The following is a 22,254-nucleotide window of genomic DNA, read 5'->3' on the forward strand; positions in this document are numbered from 1 at the left end:
GCAGGCCGGAACGGGGATTACCCATGGCAGAGACGACAGAGCGCCCGGCCGGCCCGGGCGCCGGCCTTATGCCGCGGCTTCGGTCGCGGGCACGCAGCCTCTTTCCCGGACTGCTGATCGCCGCGACCGTAGCGATGGCCGCGCGTTTCCTGTCGCTGCATCACGGCGCGCCGGTCATGCTGCTGGCGCTCCTGCTCGGCATGGCCTTCAACTTCCTCACCGAGGAGGCGGAGGGCCGGTGCGTGGCCGGGATCGAGTTCGCCTCGCGGACCCTGCTTCGCCTCGGCGTGGCGCTTCTTGGGCTGGGCATCACCGTGCAGCAGATCGCGGCGCTCGGCAGCGGCGTCGTCGCGCTGACGGTGGCCGGCGTGGCGGGCACCATCACCATGAGCCTGCTGTTGTCGCGCCTCGTCGGAAGGCGGGCGCGTTTCGCCCTGCTCACCGGGGGCGCGGTGGCCATCTGCGGCGCGTCCGCCGCGCTGGCGATCTCGTCCGTTCTGCCGCAGGGGCCGACGAAGGAACGCGACACCGTCTTCACCGTGATCGGGGTCACGGCGCTTTCGACCGTGGCCATGGTCGCCTACCCGCTCGTCGCGGCCGGGCTCGGCCTGAACGATTTGCAAGCCGGCATCTTTCTCGGCGCCACGATCCACGACGTCGCGCAGGTCGTCGGCGCGGGCTATTCCATCTCGCAGGAGGCGGGCGATACCGCCACGGTCGTGAAGCTCATGCGCGTGGCCCTCCTCGTGCCGGTGGTGGTCGGTCTTTCGCTTGTCTTCGCCTCCCGGCGCGACGGGGCGGACCGGACCCCCCTGCCGATCCCCTTCTTCGTTCTGGGCTTCTGTGCGCTTGTGGCGCTCGGATCCACCGGCCTCGTGCCCGAGGCCGCGCGGCAGACGGTGCTCGAGGCGTCGCGCTGGTGCCTCGTGATCGCGATCGCCGCGCTGGGGATGAAGACCTCGCTGAAGAAGCTGAAGGATGTCGGCCGCTCGGCCGTCGTGGTGATCTGCGGCCTCACCGTCGCGCTTGCCGTCGGCGTCCTCGCGGTGATCGAGGCCGGGCTCGTCTAGAGCGCCTCGCGCAGAAGAAGCACCACGCCCGAGACCAGCATCAGCACGATCACCAGGCGCCGGAACTGGCCGTCGCTCAACCGCTTGAAGACGGCGATGCCGAGCTGCGCGCTGAGCATCGTGACCGGCAGGGCGATCAGCATGGCGACAAGCGAGCTGCGGCCGATGCCCCCGGTAAGCGCGAGCACGAGCGCCGAGAGGCCCAGGATCGCGACGTTGAAGGGTTGCAGCAGCGCGCGGCGCTCCGACTTTCCCCAGCTTCGCAGGGACGACCACATCGTCGGCAGCGCGCCCGAAAGCCCCGCGAGCGCCCCGAGAACGCCGCTTGCGAACCCAACGCCGGCGTCGATCACCGGGGTGGGCCGGGAAATGTTCGGCAGATCGCGGCGAAAGGCGAGAAAGCCACCGTAGATGACGAGAAACACCGCGATGACGATCTTGAGCGGCTGCGCCTCGATCTCGCTCAGAAGCATCAGCCCCAGCGGCACGCCCGCCACCGCCGGCAGCAGGAAGCGCAGAAGCCGCGGCCAGTCGATGGACCGGCGCACCAGCGCCACCCCCTGAAGGCCGCTGGCGACCGACATCACCAGGGCCACGGGCACCGCCTGCGCCGGCGGCATGATCTGAAGCCACCAGCCCAGCGCGAAAAGCGAGGTGCCGAAACCCGCCAGCCCGTTGATGAAGCCGCCGCTGGCCGCGCCGGCGGCGATGATCAGGATCGTCTCGGGCGCCATGGATCAGCGCGGGTCCGCGAGGATGCGATGCAGCAGCGCGGAGAGCTCGGGCCCGTGTTCCGATCCGAACAGGAACTGGGCATGCGCCTCGCCGGGGAAGACATGCAGCTCCTTCGGGTCGGGCGCCGCCGCGTGAAAGCCCGCCACGTCCTCGAAGCACGACTCGTCGCGGCTGACGATGAAATGCACCTCTGCGGCGCGCAGCGCCTCGGGCCGCGCCATCGCGCGCGGCGCCATCAGCACGAGCCTGTCGATCTCGCCGGCCATGGCCTCAGACACGGCCTTCGCCGCGGCGATGGCGCCCATGGAGGCGCCGACGATCGACACCGAGGCGGCGTTCCGGTCCCGCAGGGCGGCACAGGCGCCCGCGACATCGGCGGCATACCCGGCGGGGGCCTCGCCCTCGCCCGACCCGCCATAGCCCCGGAAGTTCGGAACCAGCACGGTGAGGCCGCGCCCGGACAGGCCGCGCGCCGTGTCCGCCCAGCTTTCCTTGTCGAAGACCTTGCCGTGAAGAAGGACGACGGCCCGCGCCCCGCCGGGATAAAGATCGGCCTCGAGCGGCACACCGTCCGTCGCGGCCAGAGAAATCGTCTGCATGCGGTGGTCTCCTTGCTGTCAACCGATGGTCGGGGGAATGGCGGCCGGGTCGAAGCGCCCGACCTCGATCGCCTTGTCGAGGCGGCGGATCAACTCGTCGAGCACGCGGCGCTTCACGGTGTCGGCGCGCGACAGCAGCCCCAGATGCCGCATCGGCGCGCCTTCCGGAAGCGACAGGCGGCGCAACGCCAGGTCGTGCGGGGGCAGCACGCAGCGCCGGGGCGCGATCGACACGCCGAGGTTGGCCGCCACCATCCCGAAGATGATGTCCAGGTTCTCCAGCTCCATGCTGTCGCGCACCTCGATGCCCTGCTTCTGCAGCCATGTCTCGATCATGCCCCCGACGACGGCTCGCCGCGAGAAGCGGATGAACGGATACCGTTCGAGGAGTGTGCGTGCGTCCTCGCCCTCGACGTCCCTGGCGGCGAGCAGTTCCAGCGGCTCCACGGCAAGCTCGCGCCAGTCCAGCCGCTCGCGCGTCCAGCTCGGCCGCGTGACGATGGCCGCATCGAGCGCGCCGCGCTCGACCTGCTCGACCAGCGCGATGGTCTCGCCGGGGACCACGCGGACATGCAGCTCGGGGTAGTCGCGTTTCAGCATCGCCATCGAGAAGGGCATCAGCCCCGTGAGGGAGGTCGGAACGGCGCCGATCGTGACCTCGCCGCTCAGGCCGCTGTCGCCCAGGACCATCGGCACCATGCGGTCGTAGGCGGCCACGACCTCGCGGGCCTGCGCGACGAGCGCGCGGCCCACCGGGGTCAGATCGGAGCTGCGGCGCGACCGGTCGAAAAGCTGCACCTGCCACTCCGCCTCGAGCGACTTCATCTGCTGGCTGACCGCGGCATGGGTGACGAAAACCGCCTCGGCCGCGGCGCTGAACGTGCCGTGATCGGCGACCGCGATCAATGTGCGCAGGTTCCGGATCGACATGTCTCGGCCCCAATCCGTAAGCGGAGCTTTCAATTTTCTAAAGCGATTATGCTTTGTGGAAGGAGTAACTTACTTTTAGTGTGTGTCAACGCGCCACATAATGCTGGCCTGGATGGGTTGGGAGGCCCGTTCCGAATTTCGAAAACGGGAGGAGACTAACGTGAAAAAGCTGGTGAAAACCGCTGTTGCCACAGCCGTGCTCGGGCTCGCGGCGGGCGCCGCGACGGCCGAATACCCCGAACGCCCGGTGAACATGGTCATCCCCTATGGCCCGGGCGGTGCGACCGACATTTCCGCCCGCACCCTCGCCGAGCCGCTGGCCGAGGCCGTGGGCTCGCCCCTCGTCATGGTGAACCGCACCGGCGCGGGCGGCGCGACCGGGTCCGTCGCCGTGCAGAACGCGCAGCCCGACGGCTACACGCTGCTCTTCGCGCGCGTCGGATCGCACACCGTGAACCCGGCGATGAAGGCGACGCTGCCCTACACGCTGGACGATTTCCGCTTCGTCGGGGTCTACGAGATCAACCCCGTGGCCTGCGCCGTGCGTCAGGACTCGGACATCCAGAGCATGGAGGACCTGATCGCCGAGGTCGAGGCGAACCCGGGCCGCGTCAGCTACAGCTCGTCGGGCGTGGGCTCGCTGCTGCACCTGTCCGGGGCGTATGTTCTGCGCGAGTTCGGCATCGAGGATCCGCTGACTGCGGCCGTGCACCTGCCCTTCGACGGCGGCGGCGCGGCGGCCACCGCGGTTCTCAACGGCACCGCCACCTTCATCTGCACGAACTCTTCGGCGCTGGCGAGCTTCGTGGCGAACGAACAGCTGCGGCCCCTTCTGGTGACCACGGCCGAGCCGGTGCCGGGCTTCGACGCGCCGACCTCGGCGGATCTCGAGATGCCCGCGCTGGAGCAGCTCGTTGGCTGGACCGGCATCGCCGGCCCCACCGGACTGCCGGACGAGGTCGCGGCCAAGTGGGGTGACTGGCTTGCCGAGGCGACCGCGAACGAGACGTTCCGCGAGCAGATGGAAGCGCGCGGGTCGGTCATCGAGCTGATGTCCCCCGAAGAAGGCGAAGCCTTCATCCGCGGCCAGTACGAGGTCTTCCGTGACCTCGTAGACGAGCTTGGAATGCGGATCGAGGGCTGACGCAGCCCCACCGCCCACGCCGCGCCGGTCCGTCCGGCGCGGCACGTCCCGCCCGGTTCCGAGGCCTTTCACCATGCTAAAATCGGTCCAGTTCCAGGTCGGCGCCGCGGCCGTCCTCATGTCGGGGGTCCTGTTGCTTTACGGAATCCCGACATGGGTTTCCGTGCCGACGAACGTCTCCCGCATCGTCCTGTCGCCGGCCTTCTGGCCCTACGCGATCTCCGGCGTGCTCATGGCCTGCGGGCTTGCGCTCGTCTGGCTGGCGCGCAGCGAGGTGGCACAGCCGGTCGAGGTCGGTGACGCGCCCCCGGGCGCCGCGCTGCGCCTTGCGGCGATGGCGGTCGTGATGGTGGCGTATGTCGCGGCGCTGCCGCTTCTGGGCATGGTCTGGGCCTCGATGGCGGCCTTCGCGGTCTCGGCCTTCGTGATGCACACACGCCACCCCCTGGCCGCGCTGATCTGCGCCGTCTGCATTCCGCTCCTGCTTTACGGGTTCTTCGCGCATGTCGCCTCCGTCGCCGTACCGCAGGGCCTGTTCGTGAGACTGCCATGAGCCTGCTCGACAACCTGGCCCTGGGCCTTTCGGTCGTCGCGAACGTCGAAAGCCTTCTCGCGCTGGCGGGCGGCATCTGCATAGGTGTGTTCGCGGGCGCGATCCCGGGCATGTCGGCGACGATGGCCGTCGCGCTCACCCTGCCCTTCACGTTCTCCATGCCGCCGATCATCGGCATCCTGCTGCTTCTCGGCGTCTACAAGGGCGGCATCTTCGGCGGGTCCATTCCCGCGATCCTGATCAAGACGCCCGGCACACCCGCCTCGAGCGCGACGACGCTCGACGGCTATCCGCTCGCGGCGAAGGGAGAGGCCGGGCGCGCGCTGTCGATGGCGCTCTACGCCTCCTGCACGGCCGACGTGATCTCGAACCTGGCGCTGATCCTGTTCGCCGGGTTCCTCGCCTCCTTCGCGCTGAACTTCGGCCCGCCGGAATTCTTCACGCTGATCCTGTTCTCGCTCACGATCATCGCGGGCGTTTCGGGCGACAGCCTCATCAAGGGCATCTTCAGCGCGCTGCTGGGACTGCTCTTCGCCACGATCGGGCTCGATCTCGTCTACGGCACGAACCGTTTCACGTTCGGCGATCCCAACCTCATGGGCGGGCTGAACTTCATCGCCGTGCTGATCGGCCTCTTCGCGATCCCCGAGATCCTGACCATGGCCCGCGACCCGCGCCCCCGCGACGGGGAGACCCGCGCGCTCGGCCGAAAGGGCGTCAGCTTCGCCGAGTACCGCAAGAGCTTCCGCACGATCGTGCGCGGCAGTTTCATCGGCGTCTTCCTGGGCAGCATCCCCGGGATCGGCGCCGCGCCCGCGGCGTTCCTGTCCTACAGCGAGGCGCGGCGCAAATCGCCCAACAAGGCGAATTTCGGCAAGGGCGAGATCGAGGGCGTGGCCGCCTCGGAGGCGGGCAACAACGGTGTCGCCGGCGCGACGCTGATCCCGCTTCTGGCGCTGGGCGTGCCGGGGGACGTCATCACCGCCATCATCATCGGCGCCTTCATGGTCCACGGGCTTCAGCCCGGCCCGATGATGTTCGTGATGAACGTCGACATCATCTACGGCATGTTCATGGGGCTGATCGTCAGTTCGGTCATCCTGCTGGCCGTGGGCTCGGCCGCGATCCGCGCCTTCCGCTACGTGGCCGACATACCGCGCGGCATCCTTTTCCCCGCGGTTCTGGTGCTTTGCGTCTATGGCGGCTATGCGGTGAACAACTCCATCTTCGACGTGGGCGTGATGTTCGCGATGGGCTGGCTGGGTTACCTGATGCTGATCTACGGGGTGCCCGCCGCGCCGTTCCTGATCGCCTTCATCCTCGGCCCGCTCCTCGAGAACAATTTCCGCCAATCGATGCTGATGTCCGGCGGCGACGCGACGATCCTCGCGCGCGGGCCGATCACCTGGTTCTTCTGGGGGCTCACGATCATAACCATCGTGGCGATCCTGCGGGCCGGGCTGAAAGGCCGCGGCGCGGCGCCGGTCGAAGAGGTCCGCGCAGGCGCGCAGGACGAGACGACGGTGCGCCGGGACGCCCAGGACACGAAAAGCTGAGAAGAAGACCGCCCGCGTGGCGGCCTGGAAGGAGACGCGCATGGCTCGCCGCGGGGCGGATATTCTTGTCGAAACGCTGGCGGCGGCGGGCATCCGGCGCATCTTCAGCCTTTCGGGCAACCAGATCATGCCGGTCTACGACGCCTGTCTCGATGCCGGGATAGAGATCGTGCACACGCGCCACGAGAACGCCTGCGTCTTCATGGCGGAGGCCTGGGCGCAACTCACCGGCGAGGTGGGCGTCGCCCTGGTCACCGCCGCCCCGGGCTTCGCGAATGCCGCCGGGGCGGTCTACAGCGCGCGCTGTTCCGAAAGCCCGGTGCTCCTGCTTTCCGGGGACTCGCCGCTCGACCAGGACGGGTGCGGCGCCTTCCAGGAACTCGACCAGTGCGCCGTGGCCGCGCCCCTCGTCAAGGCCACCGCGCGCCCCGCCTCCACCGCGGCCCTGGCCGAGGCGGTGATGACGGCGTTGCAAACCGCGGCCTCCGGGCGGCCCGGACCCGTCCACCTCGCCCTGGCGGCAGATGTCCTGACCGCCCCGGCCGAGGGGCTGGTGACGGCGCCGGGGGGCGCCAGTGCAGGAACGCCGCCCACGGACGACGCGCTAGACGACCTGCGCGACCGGCTGGCCGCCGCGGAGCGGCCCGCGATCCTGACCGGACCCGCGCTGAACCGCACCCGGGCCGGCGCGCTGCTGCGCGACCTCGAAGACGCGACGGGGGCCGCGGTCCTGCCGCTCGAAAGCCCCCGCGGCCTGAAGGATCCGGCGCTCGGCGATCTTGCCACCGCGCTGCGCGAGGCCGACCTGATCGTGTCGCTCGGCAAGCAGATCGATTTCACCCTCGCCTTCGGCGCGGAGGATCGCGTCGCACCGGGCTGCCCCTTCGTCGTCGTGGACGCCGAGCAGGCCGCCCTCGACCGCGCCAGCCGCAATCTCGGCGCGCGGCTTGCTCTGGCCCTCGACGCCGACCCCCGCGCCACCGCCCACGCGCTCACCCGGGACCGCTTGCGCGACACGCGCGAGGCCTGGCGGCACCGGGTGGCGGAGGCGACGGCCGCGCGCGCGGCGCGGCCGGGCGGGCCGGGGATCACCCCGGATCTGCTCTGCGACGCGGTGCAACGCCGGATTTCCGCGGCGCCCGCGTCGGTGACGATCTGCGACGGCGGCGAGTTCGGCCAATGGGCGCAGGCCCTGACATGGGCGGACGCGCGCGTCATCAACGGGCCCTCGGGCGCGATCGGCGGCGGGCTGCCGCAGGCCGTGGCGGCAGCGCTCGCCCGTCCGGACGCCACGGTCTTCGCGCTCATGGGCGACGGGACGGCGGGCTTTCACCTTCCCGAGTTCGAGACGGCGGTGCGCGCGGGCGCGCGCTTCGTGGCCGTGATCGGCAACGACCGGGTCTGGAACGCCGAACACCAGATCCAGCTTCGCGACTACGGCCCGGACCGGCTGATCGGGTGTGACCTCAGCGGCGCACGCTACGATCTCGCCGCCGCCGCGCTCGGGGCGCATGGCGAATACGTCACCCGGCCCGAAGAACTGGACGCGGCGCTCGACCGGGCGCTCGCCTCCGGCGGTCCGGCCTGCGTCAACGTGGAGCTCGAGGGGCTGCCGGCACCGGCCGGCCCGGGACATTGAGCGACGACGCCCAGATCATCGAGCGGATCGAGGCGCGGGTCTACCGCGTGCCGGTGGCGCGGCCCGTGGCGACCTCGTTCGGCGTGATGCGCGACCGTCCGGCCGTCTTCGTGAAGATCACCGCCGCGTCCGGGGCCTTCGGCTGGGGCGAGGTTTTCGCGAACTGGCCCGCGGCGGGGGCCGAGCACCGCGCGCGCCTGCTGATGGAGGACATGGGCGATCTGCTGCCGGGCCGCAGGGTCGAACATCCGGCCCGGACCTTTCACGAGCTGGAGCGCGCAACCCGCATCCGCGCCCTGCAATGCGGCGAATGGGGCCCGTTCCGACAGGTGATCGCGGGCATCGACACGGCGCTCAGCGACCTCTTCGCGCGTGCCGCCGGCCAGCCGATGCGGACCTGGCTCGACGCGTCGGCGGGCGCCAGCGTGCCCGCCTACGCCAGCGGCATCGCGGTGCACGACGCGCAGGAGGCGCTCGCCACGGCCCGCGCCGCGGGCTACCGCGCCTTCAAGGTCAAGGTGGGCTTCGACGCGGCCCGCGACCTCAAGGCGCTGCACGCGCTTCGCCTCGCCCCAGGCGAGCGCCTTTTCGCGGACGCGAACCAGGCCTGGACGCTCCCCGAGGCGCTGCGCTTCGTCGAAGCGGGCCGCGCGATCGGCCTGGGCTGGCTCGAAGAGCCCCTGCCCGCCGATGCGCCCCCCGCCGACTGGGCGGACCTCGCCCGCGCCTCCTCGATCCCGTTGGCAGGCGGGGAGAACATCGCCGGGCATGACGCCTTCGACGCGGCCATCGCATCGCGCAGCTTCGCCTACCTGCAACCCGATCTCGCGAAATGGGGCGGCGTGTCCGGCAATCTTGCCGTGGCGCGCGCGATCGGGGCAGCGGGCCTGACCTATTGCCCGCATTTCCTGGGCGGCGGGATCGGACTCCTGGCCTCCGCGCATCTGCTTGCGGCGGCGGGCGGCGACGGGCTTCTGGAAATCGACGCGAACCCGAACCCGCTTCGCGAGGCGTTCCCCGGCGCGGGGATCCTCGGGGACGGCCGGCTTCACCTTTCCGATGCGCCCGGGCTCGGCATCGACGCCCTGCCCGAGGAGATCGGGCGCTACCTCACGCTCGAGCTGTCGAGGACCCGCGATGGCTGATCTGGCGGGGCTGAATGCCGGGTTGCTGGCGCTTGTCCTTGCGACCTATCTGCTCGCGGGGGCGATCAAGGGGGTCACCGGGCTGGGATTCCCGGCGATCTGCATCGGCCTCACGACACTCTTCCTGGACCCGCGCACGGCGATCGCGCTCGTTCTCTTTCCGATGATCGTCTCGAATTTCTGGCAGATCTGGCGGGCCGGAGAGATCCTGCGCGCGGCGCGCGACTACGCGCCCTTCGCCGCGGTGATGATGATCGGCGCCTTCGCCATGGCGCTCTTCGCCGCCGGCGCGTCGGACCGGCTTCTTTACGCCGTCACCGGGATCGCCTTCGTGCTTTTCGTCCTGGTCAACCTCACCGTCGACCTGCCGCCGCTGCCGGACCGCTACGACAGGGCCGCGCAACTCGGCTTCGGCGCGAGCGCCGGCATTCTCGGCGGGCTGACCGCGATCTGGGCGCCGCCGATCGCGATCTATCTTTCCGCGCGCCACCGCACCGGCGACGAGTTCGTGCGGGCCTCGGGGCTTCTGATCAGCCTGGGCTCTCTCCCCCTCATCGCGGGCTACGCCACGAGCGGCACGTTGACCGGGGGCCTCGCGCTCGCCTCGGCGGCGCTCGTGGTGCCCGCGCTCATGGGCTTTCGTGTGGGCGAGATGACGCGCGCGTATCTTTCGCCCGGCCTGTTCCGAAAGGTGTCTCTTGCACTTTTCCTGCTGCTCGGGCTCAACCTTCTGCGCAAGGCGCTCATGGAATGAAGGCTTACGGGCCGAACCGCGACAAGACCGACCAGACCGTAACGACAAGAAGGAAGATCACGCATGGCCGAGACGTTCGTCACCCACCTCGAATGCTCCATCACGGGCAAGCACTACCCGGCGGGGCAGGTTCACGGCCTGTCGGAGGCGGGGCGGCCGCTTCTTGTCCGCTACGACCTCGACGCCATGAAGACCGCTCTCTCGAAGGATGCGCTGGCCCGATCCGATGCCCCCGGCCTCTGGCGCTATTCCAGCTTCCTGCCGGTCACGCGGCCCGAAAACCGCGTCTCGCTGGGCGAGGTGATGACGCCGATCATCCCGCTGCGGGAAAGCGCGCCGGTGCTCGGCGCGGATCCCGACCGGGTACTCGTCAAGGACGAGGGGCGCCTTCCGACGGGATCCTTCAAGGCGCGGGGGCTTTGCCTCGCCGTGTCGATGGCGAAGGAGTTCGGGATCGACCACATGGCGATCCCCACGAACGGCAACGCCGGTGCAGCGCTGGCCGCCTATGCCGCCAGGGCGGGTATCCGCACGACCGTGCTGTGCCCGGCGGACACGCCCGACATCAACATCCGCGAGATCGAGCTTCAGGGGGCGGACACCTATCCGGTCAACGGGCTCATCAACGATTGCGGAAAGATCGTGGGCGAGGGCAAGGAAAAGGTCGGCTGGTTCGACGTGTCCACCCTCAAGGAGCCCTACCGGATCGAGGGCAAGAAGACGATGGGCCTGGAACTGGCCGAACAGCTTGGCTGGGAGCTGCCCGACGTCATCTTCTATCCGACGGGTGGCGGCACCGGGCTGATCGGCATGTGGAAGGCGTTCCACGAATTGCAGCAGATGGGCTGGATCACGGGCAAGCTGCCCAAAATGGTCGCCGTGCAGGCCGAGGGCTGCGCGCCTATCGTCAAGGCGTGGAAGGAGGGCGAGGAGCACGCCCCGCTCTGGCAGGACGCCCACACCGTCGCGGCCGGCATCCGCGTGCCGGTGGCCGTGGGCGATTTCCTGATCATCCGGGCCGTGCGCGAGTCGGGCGGCTTCGCGATGGAGGTGGCCGACGACGACCTGATGGGCGTGCGCGACGAGATCGCGGCGAAAGAGGGTCTGCTGCTTTGCCCCGAGGGTGCGGCGACCGCCGCCGCCTACAGGAAGGCGCTTGCCGAAGGGCTGATCTCGCGCGACGACCGGGCGGTGCTGTGGAATTGCGCTACCGGTCTCAAATACCCGATGCCGGCCGTGGAGAAGAGCCTCGACAAGGACGCGCCGATCGATTTCGGGGCGTTCGCCTGAGCCTACGGCCTGCCCGGAGACGGGCAGGCAAACAGTGACTCAGCCGCGCGGGATCGATGCGATCAGTTGTTCGCGCACCTCGTCCCGCGTGAGCCCGCGCTCTGCCAGCGCCGCGTCGGAGAACTGCAGGAGCCGTGCCTCGCGGCTCAGGCGGCAGGCCACCGCGAGCGCGTCGACAAGGCGCAGCAGGGCTGCGACCGGGTTGGCGGGGCCGGTTCCACGGGGGGTGGACGTCGGGGCGGCGGCGGCGGTCATGGTGGTCGTTGCGGTGTTCATTGCGGCATCCTCTCGATGCCCTGAACTTACCGCTTCGCTGCAGCGCAGCAAGACCATGTCCGCGAAAGCCGCCATGCGCCTGGTGCAAGACAACGCGGCGACGCGGTCATGCGCTCCCGGCCGCGCGGACGTGAAGCCTGCGAGGAGCGCCCCGTCCGCGCCCCGGGCGGAGACGGAGCGCGGCGCACGGCGCCACGCGAAATGCGCGGGCGGGAAAGGCGGGCGCGTGTACCGGCGCAGGGGCCGGGGCTAGCCCTGCCCCGCCTCGACGAGGGCCTCGTGGATCGCGGCGACGGCCTCTTTCAGCCGCTCCTCGGGAACGAGGAACTGGACATCGACGCCACGGGCGAGCGCATGCACACCGAGCACCTCGATCCCGGCCGCCACGAGCGCCCGCAAGCCCCGGGCGGGCACCTCGAGCTTCAGCAGATCGCGGCCCACCGCGCTGATCAGCGCGACCTTGCGGATATCGATCTCCGCCTTGGGAAAGGCTTTCTCGATCGCGCTTTCCACGCGGCGCAGGGCCTTCAGGTTGGGATCGACATAGTGGGTGATGGTATTGGCGTTCGAGGCCTTCGAGACGATCCAGACATCGAACCGGGTCAGCGCCTCTAGGATCGCGGCGTCATACCCCTTCACCCCGACCATGTCGGGTTCGTGCACCGCCAGCGCCGCGACGGGCAGGCCGGTGACCATCTCGACACGCGGATCGGCGTCCACCTCGGCCAGGATGAGCGTTCCCGCATCGCCCGGATCGAAGGCGTTGGCCACGCGCAGCGGGATGCCGGCCTGCCGCAGGATCTTGGCGGCGTTCGGATGCACCGCCTCCATGCCGAGATTCGAGAGCTGATCGGCCACGTCGTAGTCGGTCCGGCCGATCTTGACGACCTTGTCCTCGCCGACGAGCTTGGGATCGGCGCTCGACAGGTGGAATTCCTTGTGGATCACGGCCTCCCGCGCACCGGTCAGAGCCGCGATATGGGCGAAGGTGACCTCGGAATAGCCCCGGTCATACTCCCGCATCAGCCCCTCGCGGCACTGGGCGTAGCCGGTGACGATGGGCAGTTCGCAGGCGAAATCCACACCTTTCATCGCGCCCGTCAACCGTGTCTCCAGGTCGGGATGGCTTTCGTCGCGCCAGCCGGACAGATCCACCAGCCGCGCATCGACGCCACGGCGGTTCAGCATCAGGGTGACCACCTTGGCCGAATGCGACTCGCCAAGCCCCGAGAGGAGTTCCCGGATCGTCAGCATCTGGTCGCTCAGCCGGAAATGCCCGTAGGAGGTCAGCCGCTGAAGATCCAGAAGGCAGGACCGCGCCCCCTCGATCCGGTCACGCAGGAATTCGTCGGCCTCCTGCCGGTCGGCGGCATGATCGAGAAGCCGGGCATGTTCTTCGCCCATGCGCGCGGCGGCGCGGTCCAGCGCCTCGCTCCACCGCAGGTCGCTCTCGGCGGCGGCGAAGTGACCGTAGACGCCCGGCTCACCCGATTTCTTGTGCTCGAGCAGCAGGTCGGTGATACCGCCGAAGGCCGAGACGACGAAGACCCGGTCATAGGGGCCGTCGCCGTCGGACTTCAGAAAGAGGGTGTCCATCAGCTCGTCCGCCCGGCTGATGGTCGTTCCGCCGATCTTCTCGACGGTGTGTCCTGTCGTCATGCTCTCTCGCGTCTCTCAGTCGGCCGGCGCGTAGGAGCCGTCCTCGCGGTGGACCTCGGTGCCCGTCACCGGCGGGTTGAAGCAGCAGGCCATCACGAGATCCTCGTCGGCGACGAGCGTGTGCTTGTCGTGCTGGTCGAGCGCGTACATCACGCCCGGACGGATCTCGTGGGTCTCGCCGGCGGCGAGGTCCGTGATGCGCCCGCGCCCCGACATGCAGTAGACGCTCTCGAAATGGTGCTTGTAGTGGAAGGTGTGCTCGCTGCCCGCCTTGAGCGTGGTGATGTGGAAGGAAAAACCCATCCCGTCATCGGCCAGCAGCATCCGCACGCTGGTCCACTGCGCATCGGACACCGCGCGGTCGCTGTCTTTCAGTTCGTTGAAATCTCTTACGATCATCGGGCTACTCCGCTGCTTCCTTGTTCTCGTTCATCACGCCTTTCACGGCAGCTTCCAGAATGTCGAGTCCTTCGTCGAGCACCTCGTCGGGCGTGGTGAGCGGGCCGAGGAACTTCACCACCTCGTCGTCGGCCCCGGATGTCTCGATGATCAGCCCCTTGTCGAACGCCGTGGAGCAGATGCGCCCTGCGATGTCGCCGGTGCCGACGTCGATGCCCTGCATCATGCCGCGCCCGCGCAGCTCCGCGCCCGGCACCAGGGCCGCGATCCGCGACAGGCGCTCGTGCAGATGCGCGCCCTTGCGGCGGACCTCGGCGGCGAAGGCGTCGTCCTTCCAGAACTTCTCGAGCGTTACACGGCCCGTGACGAAGGCGTGCGTGTTGCCGCGGAAGGTGCCGTTGTGCTCGGCCGGCTTCCAGATGTCATGCTCCGGCTTCACCAGGAGCGCGGCGAAGGGCAGCCCGAAGCCCGACAGTGATTTCGCCTGCGTGACGAGATCGGGCTCGATCCCGGCCTCCTCGAAGGCGAAGTAGGTGCCGGTGCGCCCGCAGCCCGACTGGATGTCGTCCACGATCAGCAGCGCGCCCAGCTTCCCGGCCAGCCGGGCCACGCCCTGCATCCACTCGATCGAGGCCGCGTTGAGCCCGCCCTCGCCCTGCACCGGCTCGAAGATGAAAGCCGCCGGCGCATCCACGCCCGAAGAGCTGTTCGAAAACATGATCTCGAGATGCGCGAGCGTGTCCACATCCGCGCCGAGCGCGCGGTCGAAGGGCATGTGGGTCGCGCCGCAGAGCGGCCCGCTTCCCGCGCCCGCGCGCTTGCCCGCGTTGCCGGTGAGCGAAAGCGCGCCCATCGTCATGCCGTGAAACCCGTTCGTGAAGGACACGATGTTGCGCCGCCCCGTCACCTTGCGCGCGAGCTTCATCGCCGCCTCCACGGCGTTGGTGCCGGTGGGGCCGGTCATCATCACCTTGTAGTCGAGGCCCCGTGGCTTGAGGATGATGTCCTCGAACGCCTCGAGAAAGCGCGCCTTCTCGACCGTGTACATGTCGAGGCCGTGCGCGATTCCGCCGCCCCTGATATGCTCGATCAGGGCGTCCTGCATGTCGGGGTCGTTGTGCCCGTAATTCAGGGTCGAGCATCCCGCGAGGAAATCGATGTAGCGCCGCCCGTCGCTGTCGAACATGTGGCTGCCCTCGGCGCGGGCGAAGACGACGGGAAAGTTGCGGCAGTAGCTGCGGACCTGCGACTCGCGCCGCTCGAAGACGTCAGTTTGCATGGGGGGCCTCCTTTTCGGTGGGGGCCGCTTGCGCGGCGCTGTCGTCGCTGGCCGTGTCGGCGTCGATGTCGCCGATGGTCACCATGTATTCGGTCGCGTGCTGGCCGCCGAAATGCGCGTCGCGCTTGTAGTGCGGCTCGTAGTCGAGTTCGGCGTCCATCTTCTCGGCGAAGCTGTTGAAGAGCGCCCAGCTTGCCTCGTTGTCCGCGGTGATCGTCGTCTTGAGTTGCGTCACGCCGGAACAGGCCTCCCGCTCCAGCAGGTGCGTCAGCATCTTCTTCGCCACGCCCCGCCCGCGTGCGGCCTCGCCCACGGCGACCTGCCAGACGAAAAGCGTATCCGTCGCGTCGGGCGGGATGAAGGCGGAGATCCAGCCGACGATCTCGTCGTCGAGTTCGGCCACAACGCAGGTATCGGCGAAATGGTCGCACTGGATGATGTTGCAGTACATCGAGTTCTCGTCCAGCGGGCCGCTTTTCCGGATGAGATCCCAGACATCCGCGCCGTCCTCTGCGGAGGGCGCGCGGAAGGAGAGCACCGGGGCGCGGTTCGGGGGCGTGTTCATGTGGCTTGGAATCCTCAGAGACGTGTCCTTGGCGTCGTCAGCGCCATTGTCATATCTTTTGCCCGGCGCGGCAAGGGGATTGCACGGCGGGGCCGGGATCTGCGCGAAACCGCCGTCGGGCCCCGGTGGGGGTTCCGTCGTCACACGCCAAGGTAGCGGTGCAACGTGTCGCGGTCGGCCCGCAACGCGTCCGAGTTGCCCGACCAGACCACGCGCCCGCGCTCCACGATGAAGTTGCGGTCGGCGATGCGCAGCAGGTCGCTCAGGTTCTTGTCCACCACGAGGATCGACAGGCCCTGGCGCTTGATCTCGGCCAGCGCGTGCCAGATCTTCTGCCGGATCAGCGGTGCGAGCCCCTCGGTCGCCTCGTCGAGGATCAAGAGCCTGGGGTTGGTCATGAGCGCGCGGCCGATGGCGAGCATCTGCTGCTCGCCGCCCGACAGCAGGTTGCCCATGGACCCCTTGCGCGCCCCGAGTTCGGGAAAGAGGTCGAAGACCCGCTCCACCGTCCAGGGCTCGGCGTGCCCGAGATGGTTCGAGGCGGTGGCCACGAGGTTTTCCCACAGCGTGAGGTTGGGAAAGACCTGCCGCCCCTCGGGCACGAGGCCGATCCCGAGATTGGCGATGCGGAAGGACGGCCGGCCCAAGAGTTCCTCGCCGTCGAAGAGGATCGCGCCGCCCGAGGGCCGCACTACCCCGCAGATGGAGTGGATCGTGGTGGTCTTGCCCTGCCCGTTCCGCCCCAGCAGCGTCGCCACCTCGCCGGTGCCGAAGGCGAAATCCATGCCGAACAGCGCCTGGGAGGTGCCGTAATGGGCCGTGAGTTCGGAGACCGTCAGCATGCGCTCACTCCTCGCCGAGATACGCATGGCGCACCGCGTCGTTGCCGCGGATCGAGACCGGGTCGCCGGTGGCCACGACATGACCGTAGACGAGGACGCTGATGCGGTCGGCGAGGGCGAAGACCGCGTCCATGTCATGCTCGATGAGCAGGATCGTGCGCGAGCCCTTGAGGCCTTTCAGCAAGGCCACCATCCGCGCGGATTCCTCGGCGCCCAGCCCGGCCATCGGCTCGTCGAGAAGCAGAAGCGGCGCCTCGGCGGCGAGCGCGATGGCGATCTCCATCAGCCGGTGTTCGCCGTGGCTGAGGGCCACCGTCGGCCGCTCCGCCCGATCCTCGAGCCCGACCTCGGCGAGATACGCCATGGCGGCGTCGCGGATCGGCGCCACCTTGCGCGCCGGCCGCAGGAAACGAAAGGAATGGCCGTGCCGCGCCTGCACGGCGAGTGCCACGTTGTCGAGCACCGACATGTCCATGACCAGGCTCGTGATCTGGAACGAGCGCGCGATGCCGAGGCGCGCGCGCCGGTGCGCCGCCGCGCGGGTGATGTCTCGGCCGCGGAAGATGACGCGCCCCGCATCCGGCATTTGCTGGCCGGAGAGCTGCGCGATCAGCGTCGTCTTGCCCGCCCCGTTCGGCCCGATGATCGCGTGAAGCTCGTTCTCTTCCACGCTCAGGTTCACGTCGTCGGTGGCCTTGATGCCGCCGAAGCTCTTGTTGAGGCCCTCGACCTTCAGGATCGCGCCGGGCATGGGCTCAGTCCCTCCTGCCGCGGATGAGGCCCATGAGGCCGCCCCGCACGAACAGCACCACGAGGATCAGGACGATGCCGAAGGGAAGGTGCCAGTAGACCTCCAGCTGCAGGTCACGGCCGGTCAGCGCCGTGTAGGCGGGCTCCGCCACGGGTTCGAGCCAGTCCAGCACGATCTGCAGCACTTCCTCCAGCACGATGAAGAGCGTGGCGCCCATGACCGGGCCGAGCGTCGTCGCCGCGCCGCCCAGGATGACCATGAACATGAGCTCGCCCGAGCGGGTCCAGTCCATCATGTCGGGCGAGATGAAGGTGGTGAAGTTGCCCAGAAGCGCGCCCGCGTAGCCCGCCATCGCGCCCGAGATAACGTAGGCCGTCAGCCGGTAGCGAAAGATGTTGTAGCCCATGGACACCATGCGCTCGGGGTTGCCCTTCGCGCCCTGAAGCACCATCCCGAACCGCGAGTTCACGATCGTGCGCACGATCAGCATCGCCGCGACGAGGCTGGCGAAGCACAGGTAGTAGAGTTGCAAGGGCGCGTTCAGGTCGATCAGCGGCACCTCGGAGCGCATGTTGATGACCAGCCCGTCATCGGCGCCGTAGGTGGAGAGCGAAACGAAGAAGTAATAGACCATCTGCGCGAAGGCCATGGTGATCATGATGAAATAGACGCCCTTCGTGCGCAGGCAGATCGCGCCCGTGATCAGCGCGAAGAGCGCCGCGACCCCGGTCGAGAGCAACACCTGGAAGAAGCCGTTGAAGCTCGCCACCGCGGGAAAGCCGCCGAAGATCGCGTGGTAGGCGGGAATGCCCACCCCGTAGGCGCCGATCCCGAGAAAGGCCGCGTGACCGAAGCTGATCAGCCCGCCATAGCCCAGGATGAGGTTCAGGCTGGTCGCCGCGATGCCGAGGATCACCAGCCGCGTGGCCAGGTCCACGTAGAAGGCGTTGCCCGTCCAGACGAAGATGGGCGGCAGCACGGCCAGGAGGCCGAGCAGCACGATGGTGGCGAGCGCGGTTCTCGAAAGCCCCGCCATCTCAGCGCACCTTCGGCGGGAAGAGGCCCTGCGGGCGCACCGCGAGCACCGCCGCCATGATGATGTAGATGAGCATCGCCGAAACCGCCGGCGCCGAGGTCTCGGCCGCGGCGGTGCTCATGAAAAGCTCGAAGAACGAGTCGAGGAAGGACCGGCCGAGCGTGTCGATGAGCCCGATGAGCAGCGCGCCGACGAAGGCGCCCTTCATCGACCCGATGCCGCCCACGATGATGACCACGAAGGCGGTGATGATGATGTTGTTGCCCATGCCGATGGACGCCTCCGTGATCGGCGCGATCAGCATGCCCGCGAGCCCCGCGAGCATCGCGCCCAGCGCGAAAACGAAGGTGAAGAGCGTGTTGATGTCGACCCCGAGCGCCGAGACCATGCGGCGGTTCGAGGCGCCAGCCCGGATCAGCATGCCGAGCCGCGTGAAGTTGACCAGCCAGTAGAGCCCCGCGGCGACGGCGAGCCCGGTGCCGATGATGACGAGGCGGTAGACGGGCAGCACGAAGTTCTCGCCCACCCGCAGCTGCCCTTCGAGGATGTCGGGCAGCGGCACGGCCATCCCCTCGGGCCCCCAGAGGATGTGCACCAAGGTGTCGATCACTAGGATGAGGCCGAAGGTGGCGAGCACCTGGTCGAGATGGTCGCGCTGGTAGAGGTTGCGTGCCACGACGCGCTCGATCACGTAGCCCGCCGCCCCCGTGATCGGCAGGGCAAGCAGGACCGCCAGCAGGAAGCTTCCCGTCGCCAGGGTGAGCGAGGCGCAGACGAACGCGCCAAGCATGTAAAGCGCCCCGTGCGCGAGGTTCACGAAGTCGAGGATGCCGAAGACGAGCGTCAGCCCCGACGCGACGAGGAACAGCAGAAGTCCCAGTTGCAGCCCGTTCAGGGTCTGCAGCACCAAGAGCGCGATATCCAAGGGCCCCTCCGTCCGCGTTTCACGGCCCGGCCGGGCGGTCGTGCCGCCCGGCCGGTGCGCAGCGTTGCCGCGCCGCTCTTACATGTTGCACTGTTCGGCGTAGCTGTCCTGGTGGTCCTCGAACACCGTCTGGACGACCTTGGTGGTCCAGACCCCGTCCTCGTCCACGATGACTTCGCGCAGGTAGAAGTCCTGGATCGGCAGGTGGTTCGGGCCGAAGCGGAACTCTCCGCGGACGCTGTCGAACTCGGCCGCGCGCAGCGCCTCGCGCACCGCGTCCTTGTCCTCCATGTCGCCGTCGACGGCCTCGACCGCCGAGGCGATCAGCATGATCGCGTCGTAGGATTGCGCCGCGTAATAGGAGGGGTAGTTGCCGTATGTCGCCTTGTAGTCGTCCACGAAGCGCTTGTTGGCGGCGTTGTCGAGCGTCGGGTCCCACTGCTGCGTGGTGCGCGAGCCGATGACCGCCTCGAAGCCCGCCTCCTGCAACCGCGGCAGCGAGATCGCGTCGACCGTGAACACCGAGTAGAGCGGCAGCTCGTCCGCCAGGCCCAGCTGGTCGTATTGCCGGGCGAAGGCCCCGGCCGCCGGGCCCGGGTAGAAGACGAAGATCGCCTCCGCCCCCGAGGTCCGCGCCTTGGCGAGTTCGGCCGAGAAGTCGAGTTGCGCATCCGCGCCCCACTTGGTCAGGTCCTTTCCGACGATCTCGCCGGCGAAGGTGCGCTCCACCCCGGCGACCATGTCGTTGCCGGCGGCGTAGTTGGGCGCCATCACGTAGAGCGACTGGACCCCGAGCTGGTTCAGCACCTCGCCCATGGCCATGGGCGTCTGGTCGTTCTGCCAGGAGGTGGAGAAGAAGTTCGGGTGGCAGAGGACGCCCGCCATCTGGCTCGGGCCCGCATTGGCCGAAATCAGGAACTTGTCGGCGTTCACGACGGAGTTCCGCGACGCCAGCAGCACGTTCGACCAGATGTAGCCCGTGACGAAGTCAACGTCGTCCTGCTTCACCAACTTGTCGGTCGCCTGCTTGCCGGCCTCGGGCGCGAACTGGTCGTCGCCGAAGATCACCTCGAGCGTGTGGCCGCCGGCCTCGCCGCCAAGATGCTCCATCGCGAGATCGACCGCGTTCTTCATCTGGTTGCCGATCACCGCGCCCCCGGTGGAGAGGGTGGTGACGAAGCCGATCTTCACGTCCTCGGCCCAGGCCGGTGACGAGAGCATGGACGCCGCGAGCAGCGTCGCCAGAGTGCGTTTCATGAAGGACCTCCCCTTTGTGTTTTCCCGGGCAAGCCGCCCATAGCCGCCCGTCCTGTCGTTCCGCGCCGGTCGTCTCGGCCCGGCGCCCGAGCATGGGCCGGGACGCAGGCTGAAATCAATAATGCATTATTGTGCAATCAGATCAAGGCGGGCGGCGCTGCACGGACATGACGGCCGTAATTCCGCATGAAGCCCCGCCAGGAGATTGAGGCGATTAGGGAAATGCACTCCTGCCCGCGCGGGATGCAGACGGGTTCCCGGCATGTCCCGCGACCTCGTATGCATTTTCTTTCCTGCCCGCGCTCGCGGCGCAACCCTGCGCTGCAAGGCCCTGACACATGCAACTTCTTGCGCCCAGGGGCCGAGGAAAATCACCGCCGGACCCCGAGCGCGACGACGCCGGCCCCGCTCCCCACCCTTGCGGTGAAAACCGGCGCAAGCATCGCAAAATGCGTGATCTTCAGGTCCGGGCCCGCCGGCAGCGGCGCACCGTCACGGCCAGCGGGAGCGACGGCGGTCCGGGATGCGCGGCAGGCGGCGCGCTCACGAGACGTGTGCGCGCGGGGTTGACGATGGCGCCCGCCGGATGGGCGCGCCTTTGCCGACGGCGGGTCCCGTCGCGGCGGTCACGGGTGTTGCGGGAGGAATGGTGGGTGATGAGAGATTCGAACTCCCGACATCTTCGATGTGAACGAAGCGCTCTACCACTGAGCTAATCACCCTCTGGGCGGCTCTCTTAGCCACGGACCACCGTCCGTGCAAGGGGGTTTTCGCCAAGCAGGGGTCGCGACACCGTCGCGGCGTTTCGCGCGGGCCGATCGGCACGACCGCCGCGGGCAGCGCGGCGCGGGGCGACCCGCTCAGCCGTCCGGATCTTCGGCTGGCGCCCTGGGCGGCCCGTCCTTCTGACGCAATCGCGCCACCGTGACGCGCCCGTTCGCGCCCGTCTCGCTGCGCTTGATCTTCAGCTTGCCGAACGGCTCCAGGTTGAGGTCGCGCCCCTCGCCGACGGTTTCGCCCAGCACGGCGAGCAACGCCTCGACGACCGGCTTGGCCTGCCCCTTCTTCACGCCCGAGCGTACAACCACCGCGTCCAGAAGCTCCGCCTTCTTGAGCGCGGGCAGAGCCTGCGCGGCCTCCTGCCGTGCAGGCGCCGTTCCTGCAGGCTCCGCCTCCGCTTCCGCCGCCGGCTCGGCCCTTGCCGCCGCCCTGCGCGCCGGCTTCACCGCCGCGGCCCGCGTTGTCGATCGCGTGGCTTTCGGTGCCGCGCCCGCGGCACTCGCCCCGGCCTTGGCCCCGTTCGATTTGCTGTCCATCGCGTCCTCGCTCAGCCTTTCCATCCGCGCGTCGCTGTCAGCCGCCCTGGCGGCGGCCCTCGCGGCGCGGAACTGGCACGAAGCATAGCAGCGATGCGCGGTGCAGGCCACGCGCGTGTTCCGGCCGGCGCCCTCGTCCGGCGCAGCGCAAGGGCTTCGGCGGTAACGGAGAGGCCCCCGGCGTCCACGACGCATCGCACGGGCTGACAGCTTGACCTGTCACGTCAGGATGCGCCATCCATGTGCCCGTCGGCCCGGCGACGTCGGGCCAAGACGCGACACGGAACGAGGGACGATTCCATGAAACGAGCGCTCACAGCCACGATCTGCGCGGCCACGCTTCTTGCCGGGTGCAGCTATCATGTCACGCCGGAAGGGCTGGAACCGGTGACGTCCACACAATCGGCCGGGACGGACGCCCGCGACACCCAGATCGCGATCGCGGCCACCATGCTGCTCGTGCTGATCGCGGCCAGCGCCAGTGGCGGCGGTGCTGGAAACGAATCTGTTTTTGAAGGACGAAACCTCCAGTAG

Annotated in this window: 23 protein-coding genes and 1 tRNA gene; 9 read left to right on the plus strand and 15 right to left on the minus strand. The window is 68.8% G+C overall.

The genetic code is table 11. The annotated features are described in order from the left end of the window. The first annotated feature begins 23 nt into the window (after positions 1-23). Complete coding sequence (locus AB6A66_RS01215; protein WP_371054455.1) at positions 24-1,070, plus strand: YeiH family protein; 1,047 nt, start codon at positions 24-26, stop codon at positions 1,068-1,070. Here the strand turns inward: AB6A66_RS01215 and AB6A66_RS01220 are convergent. From AB6A66_RS01220 to AB6A66_RS01230, 3 genes are read right to left on the minus strand one after another with little or no spacing between them, the layout of a single operon-like run. Then, positions 1,067-1,804 carry a sulfite exporter TauE/SafE family protein gene (locus tag AB6A66_RS01220; RefSeq protein WP_371037789.1) on the minus strand — a complete coding sequence of 246 codons (738 nt, stop codon included), beginning with the start codon at positions 1,802-1,804 and terminating at the stop codon, positions 1,067-1,069. The two genes, AB6A66_RS01215 and AB6A66_RS01220, sit on opposite strands and share 4 nt — an antisense overlap. A gap of 3 nt (positions 1,805-1,807) precedes the next feature. Beyond that, a complete protein-coding gene (locus AB6A66_RS01225; RefSeq protein WP_371054456.1) occupies positions 1,808-2,404 on the minus strand; it encodes an alpha/beta hydrolase in 597 nt (198 codons plus the stop codon). Positions 2,405-2,422: 18 nt separating this feature from the next. Further along, a complete protein-coding gene (locus AB6A66_RS01230; RefSeq protein WP_371054457.1) occupies positions 2,423-3,334 on the minus strand; it encodes a LysR substrate-binding domain-containing protein in 912 nt (303 codons plus the stop codon). A gap of 160 nt (positions 3,335-3,494) precedes the next feature. On the opposite strand from AB6A66_RS01230, the gene AB6A66_RS01235 reads away from it, so the two are divergent. From AB6A66_RS01235 to AB6A66_RS01265, 7 genes are all read left to right on the plus strand, one after another. Further along, positions 3,495-4,478 carry a tripartite tricarboxylate transporter substrate binding protein gene (locus tag AB6A66_RS01235; RefSeq protein WP_371054458.1) on the plus strand — a complete coding sequence of 328 codons (984 nt, stop codon included), beginning with the start codon at positions 3,495-3,497 and terminating at the stop codon, positions 4,476-4,478. 73 nt (positions 4,479-4,551) lie between these two features. Then, on the plus strand, positions 4,552-5,031 hold the full coding sequence (locus AB6A66_RS01240) for a tripartite tricarboxylate transporter TctB family protein (protein ID WP_371037793.1): 480 nt from the start codon (positions 4,552-4,554) through the stop codon (positions 5,029-5,031). After that, on the plus strand, positions 5,028-6,587 hold the full coding sequence (locus AB6A66_RS01245) for a tripartite tricarboxylate transporter permease (protein ID WP_371054459.1): 1,560 nt from the start codon (positions 5,028-5,030) through the stop codon (positions 6,585-6,587). Before AB6A66_RS01240 ends, AB6A66_RS01245 begins: the two co-directional genes overlap by 4 nt. Positions 6,588-6,627: 40 nt before the next feature. Beyond that, complete coding sequence (locus AB6A66_RS01250) at positions 6,628-8,226, plus strand: thiamine pyrophosphate-binding protein (protein WP_371054460.1); 1,599 nt, start codon at positions 6,628-6,630, stop codon at positions 8,224-8,226. Then, positions 8,223-9,371, plus strand: a complete 1,149-nt coding sequence (locus AB6A66_RS01255; RefSeq protein ID WP_371054461.1) for a mandelate racemase/muconate lactonizing enzyme family protein — start codon at positions 8,223-8,225, stop codon at positions 9,369-9,371. Before AB6A66_RS01250 ends, AB6A66_RS01255 begins: the two co-directional genes overlap by 4 nt. Further along, a complete protein-coding gene (locus AB6A66_RS01260; protein WP_371054462.1) occupies positions 9,364-10,125 on the plus strand; it encodes a sulfite exporter TauE/SafE family protein in 762 nt (253 codons plus the stop codon). Before AB6A66_RS01255 ends, AB6A66_RS01260 begins: the two co-directional genes overlap by 8 nt. A 63-nt stretch (positions 10,126-10,188) precedes the next feature. Further along, the gene (locus AB6A66_RS01265) at positions 10,189-11,415 is read left to right on the plus strand and encodes a threonine synthase (protein ID WP_371054463.1); all 1,227 of its coding nucleotides are present in this window, start codon (positions 10,189-10,191) and stop codon (positions 11,413-11,415) included. 39 nt (positions 11,416-11,454) lie between these two features. Here the strand turns inward: AB6A66_RS01265 and AB6A66_RS01270 are convergent, their stop codons facing one another. The 12 genes from AB6A66_RS01270 to AB6A66_RS01325 form a co-directional block, all read right to left on the minus strand. Further along, a complete protein-coding gene (locus AB6A66_RS01270; protein ID WP_371037799.1) occupies positions 11,455-11,691 on the minus strand; it encodes a hypothetical protein in 237 nt (78 codons plus the stop codon). 249 nt (positions 11,692-11,940) lie between these two features. Next, positions 11,941-13,350: an aspartate kinase gene (locus AB6A66_RS01275; RefSeq protein ID WP_371054464.1), complete on the minus strand. Its 1,410-nt coding sequence runs from the start codon at positions 13,348-13,350 to the stop codon at positions 11,941-11,943. 15 nt (positions 13,351-13,365) lie between these two features. Next, positions 13,366-13,749 (minus strand): ectoine synthase, encoded by a 384-nt coding sequence (locus AB6A66_RS01280; protein WP_371037801.1) that lies wholly within the window; start codon positions 13,747-13,749, stop codon positions 13,366-13,368. A gap of 4 nt (positions 13,750-13,753) precedes the next feature. Further along, on the minus strand, positions 13,754-15,028 hold the full coding sequence (gene ectB / locus AB6A66_RS01285) for a diaminobutyrate--2-oxoglutarate transaminase (protein WP_371054465.1): 1,275 nt from the start codon (positions 15,026-15,028) through the stop codon (positions 13,754-13,756). After that, positions 15,018-15,593, minus strand: a complete 576-nt coding sequence (ectA, locus tag AB6A66_RS01290) for a diaminobutyrate acetyltransferase (protein WP_371054466.1) — start codon at positions 15,591-15,593, stop codon at positions 15,018-15,020. The genes ectB and ectA overlap by 11 nt, the downstream gene beginning before the upstream one ends. Before the next feature lie 140 nt (positions 15,594-15,733). Then, the gene (locus tag AB6A66_RS01295; protein WP_371054467.1) at positions 15,734-16,435 is read right to left on the minus strand and encodes an ABC transporter ATP-binding protein; all 702 of its coding nucleotides are present in this window, start codon (positions 16,433-16,435) and stop codon (positions 15,734-15,736) included. Between the two features lie 4 nt (positions 16,436-16,439). After that, the gene (locus AB6A66_RS01300; protein ID WP_371054468.1) at positions 16,440-17,186 is read right to left on the minus strand and encodes an ABC transporter ATP-binding protein; all 747 of its coding nucleotides are present in this window, start codon (positions 17,184-17,186) and stop codon (positions 16,440-16,442) included. Positions 17,187-17,190: 4 nt separating this feature from the next. Continuing rightward, positions 17,191-18,222, minus strand: coding sequence for a branched-chain amino acid ABC transporter permease (locus AB6A66_RS01305; protein WP_371037806.1), 1,032 nt, complete (start codon positions 18,220-18,222; stop codon positions 17,191-17,193). Position 18,223: 1 nt separating this feature from the next. Then, the gene (locus tag AB6A66_RS01310; RefSeq protein WP_371037807.1) at positions 18,224-19,147 is read right to left on the minus strand and encodes a branched-chain amino acid ABC transporter permease; all 924 of its coding nucleotides are present in this window, start codon (positions 19,145-19,147) and stop codon (positions 18,224-18,226) included. Between the two features lie 78 nt (positions 19,148-19,225). Next, positions 19,226-20,404: an ABC transporter substrate-binding protein gene (locus AB6A66_RS01315; RefSeq protein ID WP_371037808.1), complete on the minus strand. Its 1,179-nt coding sequence runs from the start codon at positions 20,402-20,404 to the stop codon at positions 19,226-19,228. 647 nt (positions 20,405-21,051) lie between these two features. Then, positions 21,052-21,126 (minus strand) — tRNA-Val (locus AB6A66_RS01320). 138 nt (positions 21,127-21,264) lie between these two features. Continuing rightward, a complete protein-coding gene (locus tag AB6A66_RS01325) occupies positions 21,265-21,744 on the minus strand; it encodes an HU family DNA-binding protein (RefSeq protein ID WP_371037809.1) in 480 nt (159 codons plus the stop codon). A 276-nt stretch (positions 21,745-22,020) separates the two neighbouring features. On the opposite strand from AB6A66_RS01325, the gene AB6A66_RS01330 reads away from it, so the two are divergent. Continuing rightward, positions 22,021-22,254 (plus strand): hypothetical protein, encoded by a 234-nt coding sequence (locus tag AB6A66_RS01330; protein ID WP_371054469.1) that lies wholly within the window; start codon positions 22,021-22,023, stop codon positions 22,252-22,254.

Origin of the sequence: Rhodosalinus sp. K401 (genome assembly GCF_041365735.1) — a bacterium.
Lineage (GTDB): Bacteria > Pseudomonadota > Alphaproteobacteria > Rhodobacterales > Rhodobacteraceae > Rhodosalinus.

Coding starts and splice junctions, on each gene's coding strand:
- AB6A66_RS01240 (WP_371037793.1), top strand. CDS start 4,552: ATGCTAAAATCGGTCCAGTTCCAGGTCGGCGCCGCGGCCGTCCTCATG.
- AB6A66_RS01275 (WP_371054464.1), bottom strand. CDS start 13,350: ATGACGACAGGACACACCGTCGAGAAGATCGGCGGAACGACCATCAGC.
- AB6A66_RS01315 (WP_371037808.1), bottom strand. CDS start 20,404: ATGAAACGCACTCTGGCGACGCTGCTCGCGGCGTCCATGCTCTCGTCA.
- AB6A66_RS01330 (WP_371054469.1), top strand. CDS start 22,021: ATGAAACGAGCGCTCACAGCCACGATCTGCGCGGCCACGCTTCTTGCC.
- AB6A66_RS01220 (WP_371037789.1), bottom strand. CDS start 1,804: ATGGCGCCCGAGACGATCCTGATCATCGCCGCCGGCGCGGCCAGCGGC.
- ectB (WP_371054465.1), bottom strand. CDS start 15,028: ATGCAAACTGACGTCTTCGAGCGGCGCGAGTCGCAGGTCCGCAGCTAC.
- ectA (WP_371054466.1), bottom strand. CDS start 15,593: ATGAACACGCCCCCGAACCGCGCCCCGGTGCTCTCCTTCCGCGCGCCC.
- AB6A66_RS01280 (WP_371037801.1), bottom strand. CDS start 13,749: ATGATCGTAAGAGATTTCAACGAACTGAAAGACAGCGACCGCGCGGTG.
- AB6A66_RS01215 (WP_371054455.1), top strand. CDS start 24: ATGGCAGAGACGACAGAGCGCCCGGCCGGCCCGGGCGCCGGCCTTATG.
- AB6A66_RS01260 (WP_371054462.1), top strand. CDS start 9,364: ATGGCTGATCTGGCGGGGCTGAATGCCGGGTTGCTGGCGCTTGTCCTT.
- AB6A66_RS01230 (WP_371054457.1), bottom strand. CDS start 3,334: ATGTCGATCCGGAACCTGCGCACATTGATCGCGGTCGCCGATCACGGC.
- AB6A66_RS01270 (WP_371037799.1), bottom strand. CDS start 11,691: ATGAACACCGCAACGACCACCATGACCGCCGCCGCCGCCCCGACGTCC.
- AB6A66_RS01250 (WP_371054460.1), top strand. CDS start 6,628: ATGGCTCGCCGCGGGGCGGATATTCTTGTCGAAACGCTGGCGGCGGCG.
- AB6A66_RS01225 (WP_371054456.1), bottom strand. CDS start 2,404: ATGCAGACGATTTCTCTGGCCGCGACGGACGGTGTGCCGCTCGAGGCC.
- AB6A66_RS01265 (WP_371054463.1), top strand. CDS start 10,189: ATGGCCGAGACGTTCGTCACCCACCTCGAATGCTCCATCACGGGCAAG.
- AB6A66_RS01325 (WP_371037809.1), bottom strand. CDS start 21,744: ATGGAAAGGCTGAGCGAGGACGCGATGGACAGCAAATCGAACGGGGCC.
- AB6A66_RS01305 (WP_371037806.1), bottom strand. CDS start 18,222: ATGGCGGGGCTTTCGAGAACCGCGCTCGCCACCATCGTGCTGCTCGGC.
- AB6A66_RS01300 (WP_371054468.1), bottom strand. CDS start 17,186: ATGCCCGGCGCGATCCTGAAGGTCGAGGGCCTCAACAAGAGCTTCGGC.
- AB6A66_RS01245 (WP_371054459.1), top strand. CDS start 5,028: ATGAGCCTGCTCGACAACCTGGCCCTGGGCCTTTCGGTCGTCGCGAAC.
- AB6A66_RS01295 (WP_371054467.1), bottom strand. CDS start 16,435: ATGCTGACGGTCTCCGAACTCACGGCCCATTACGGCACCTCCCAGGCG.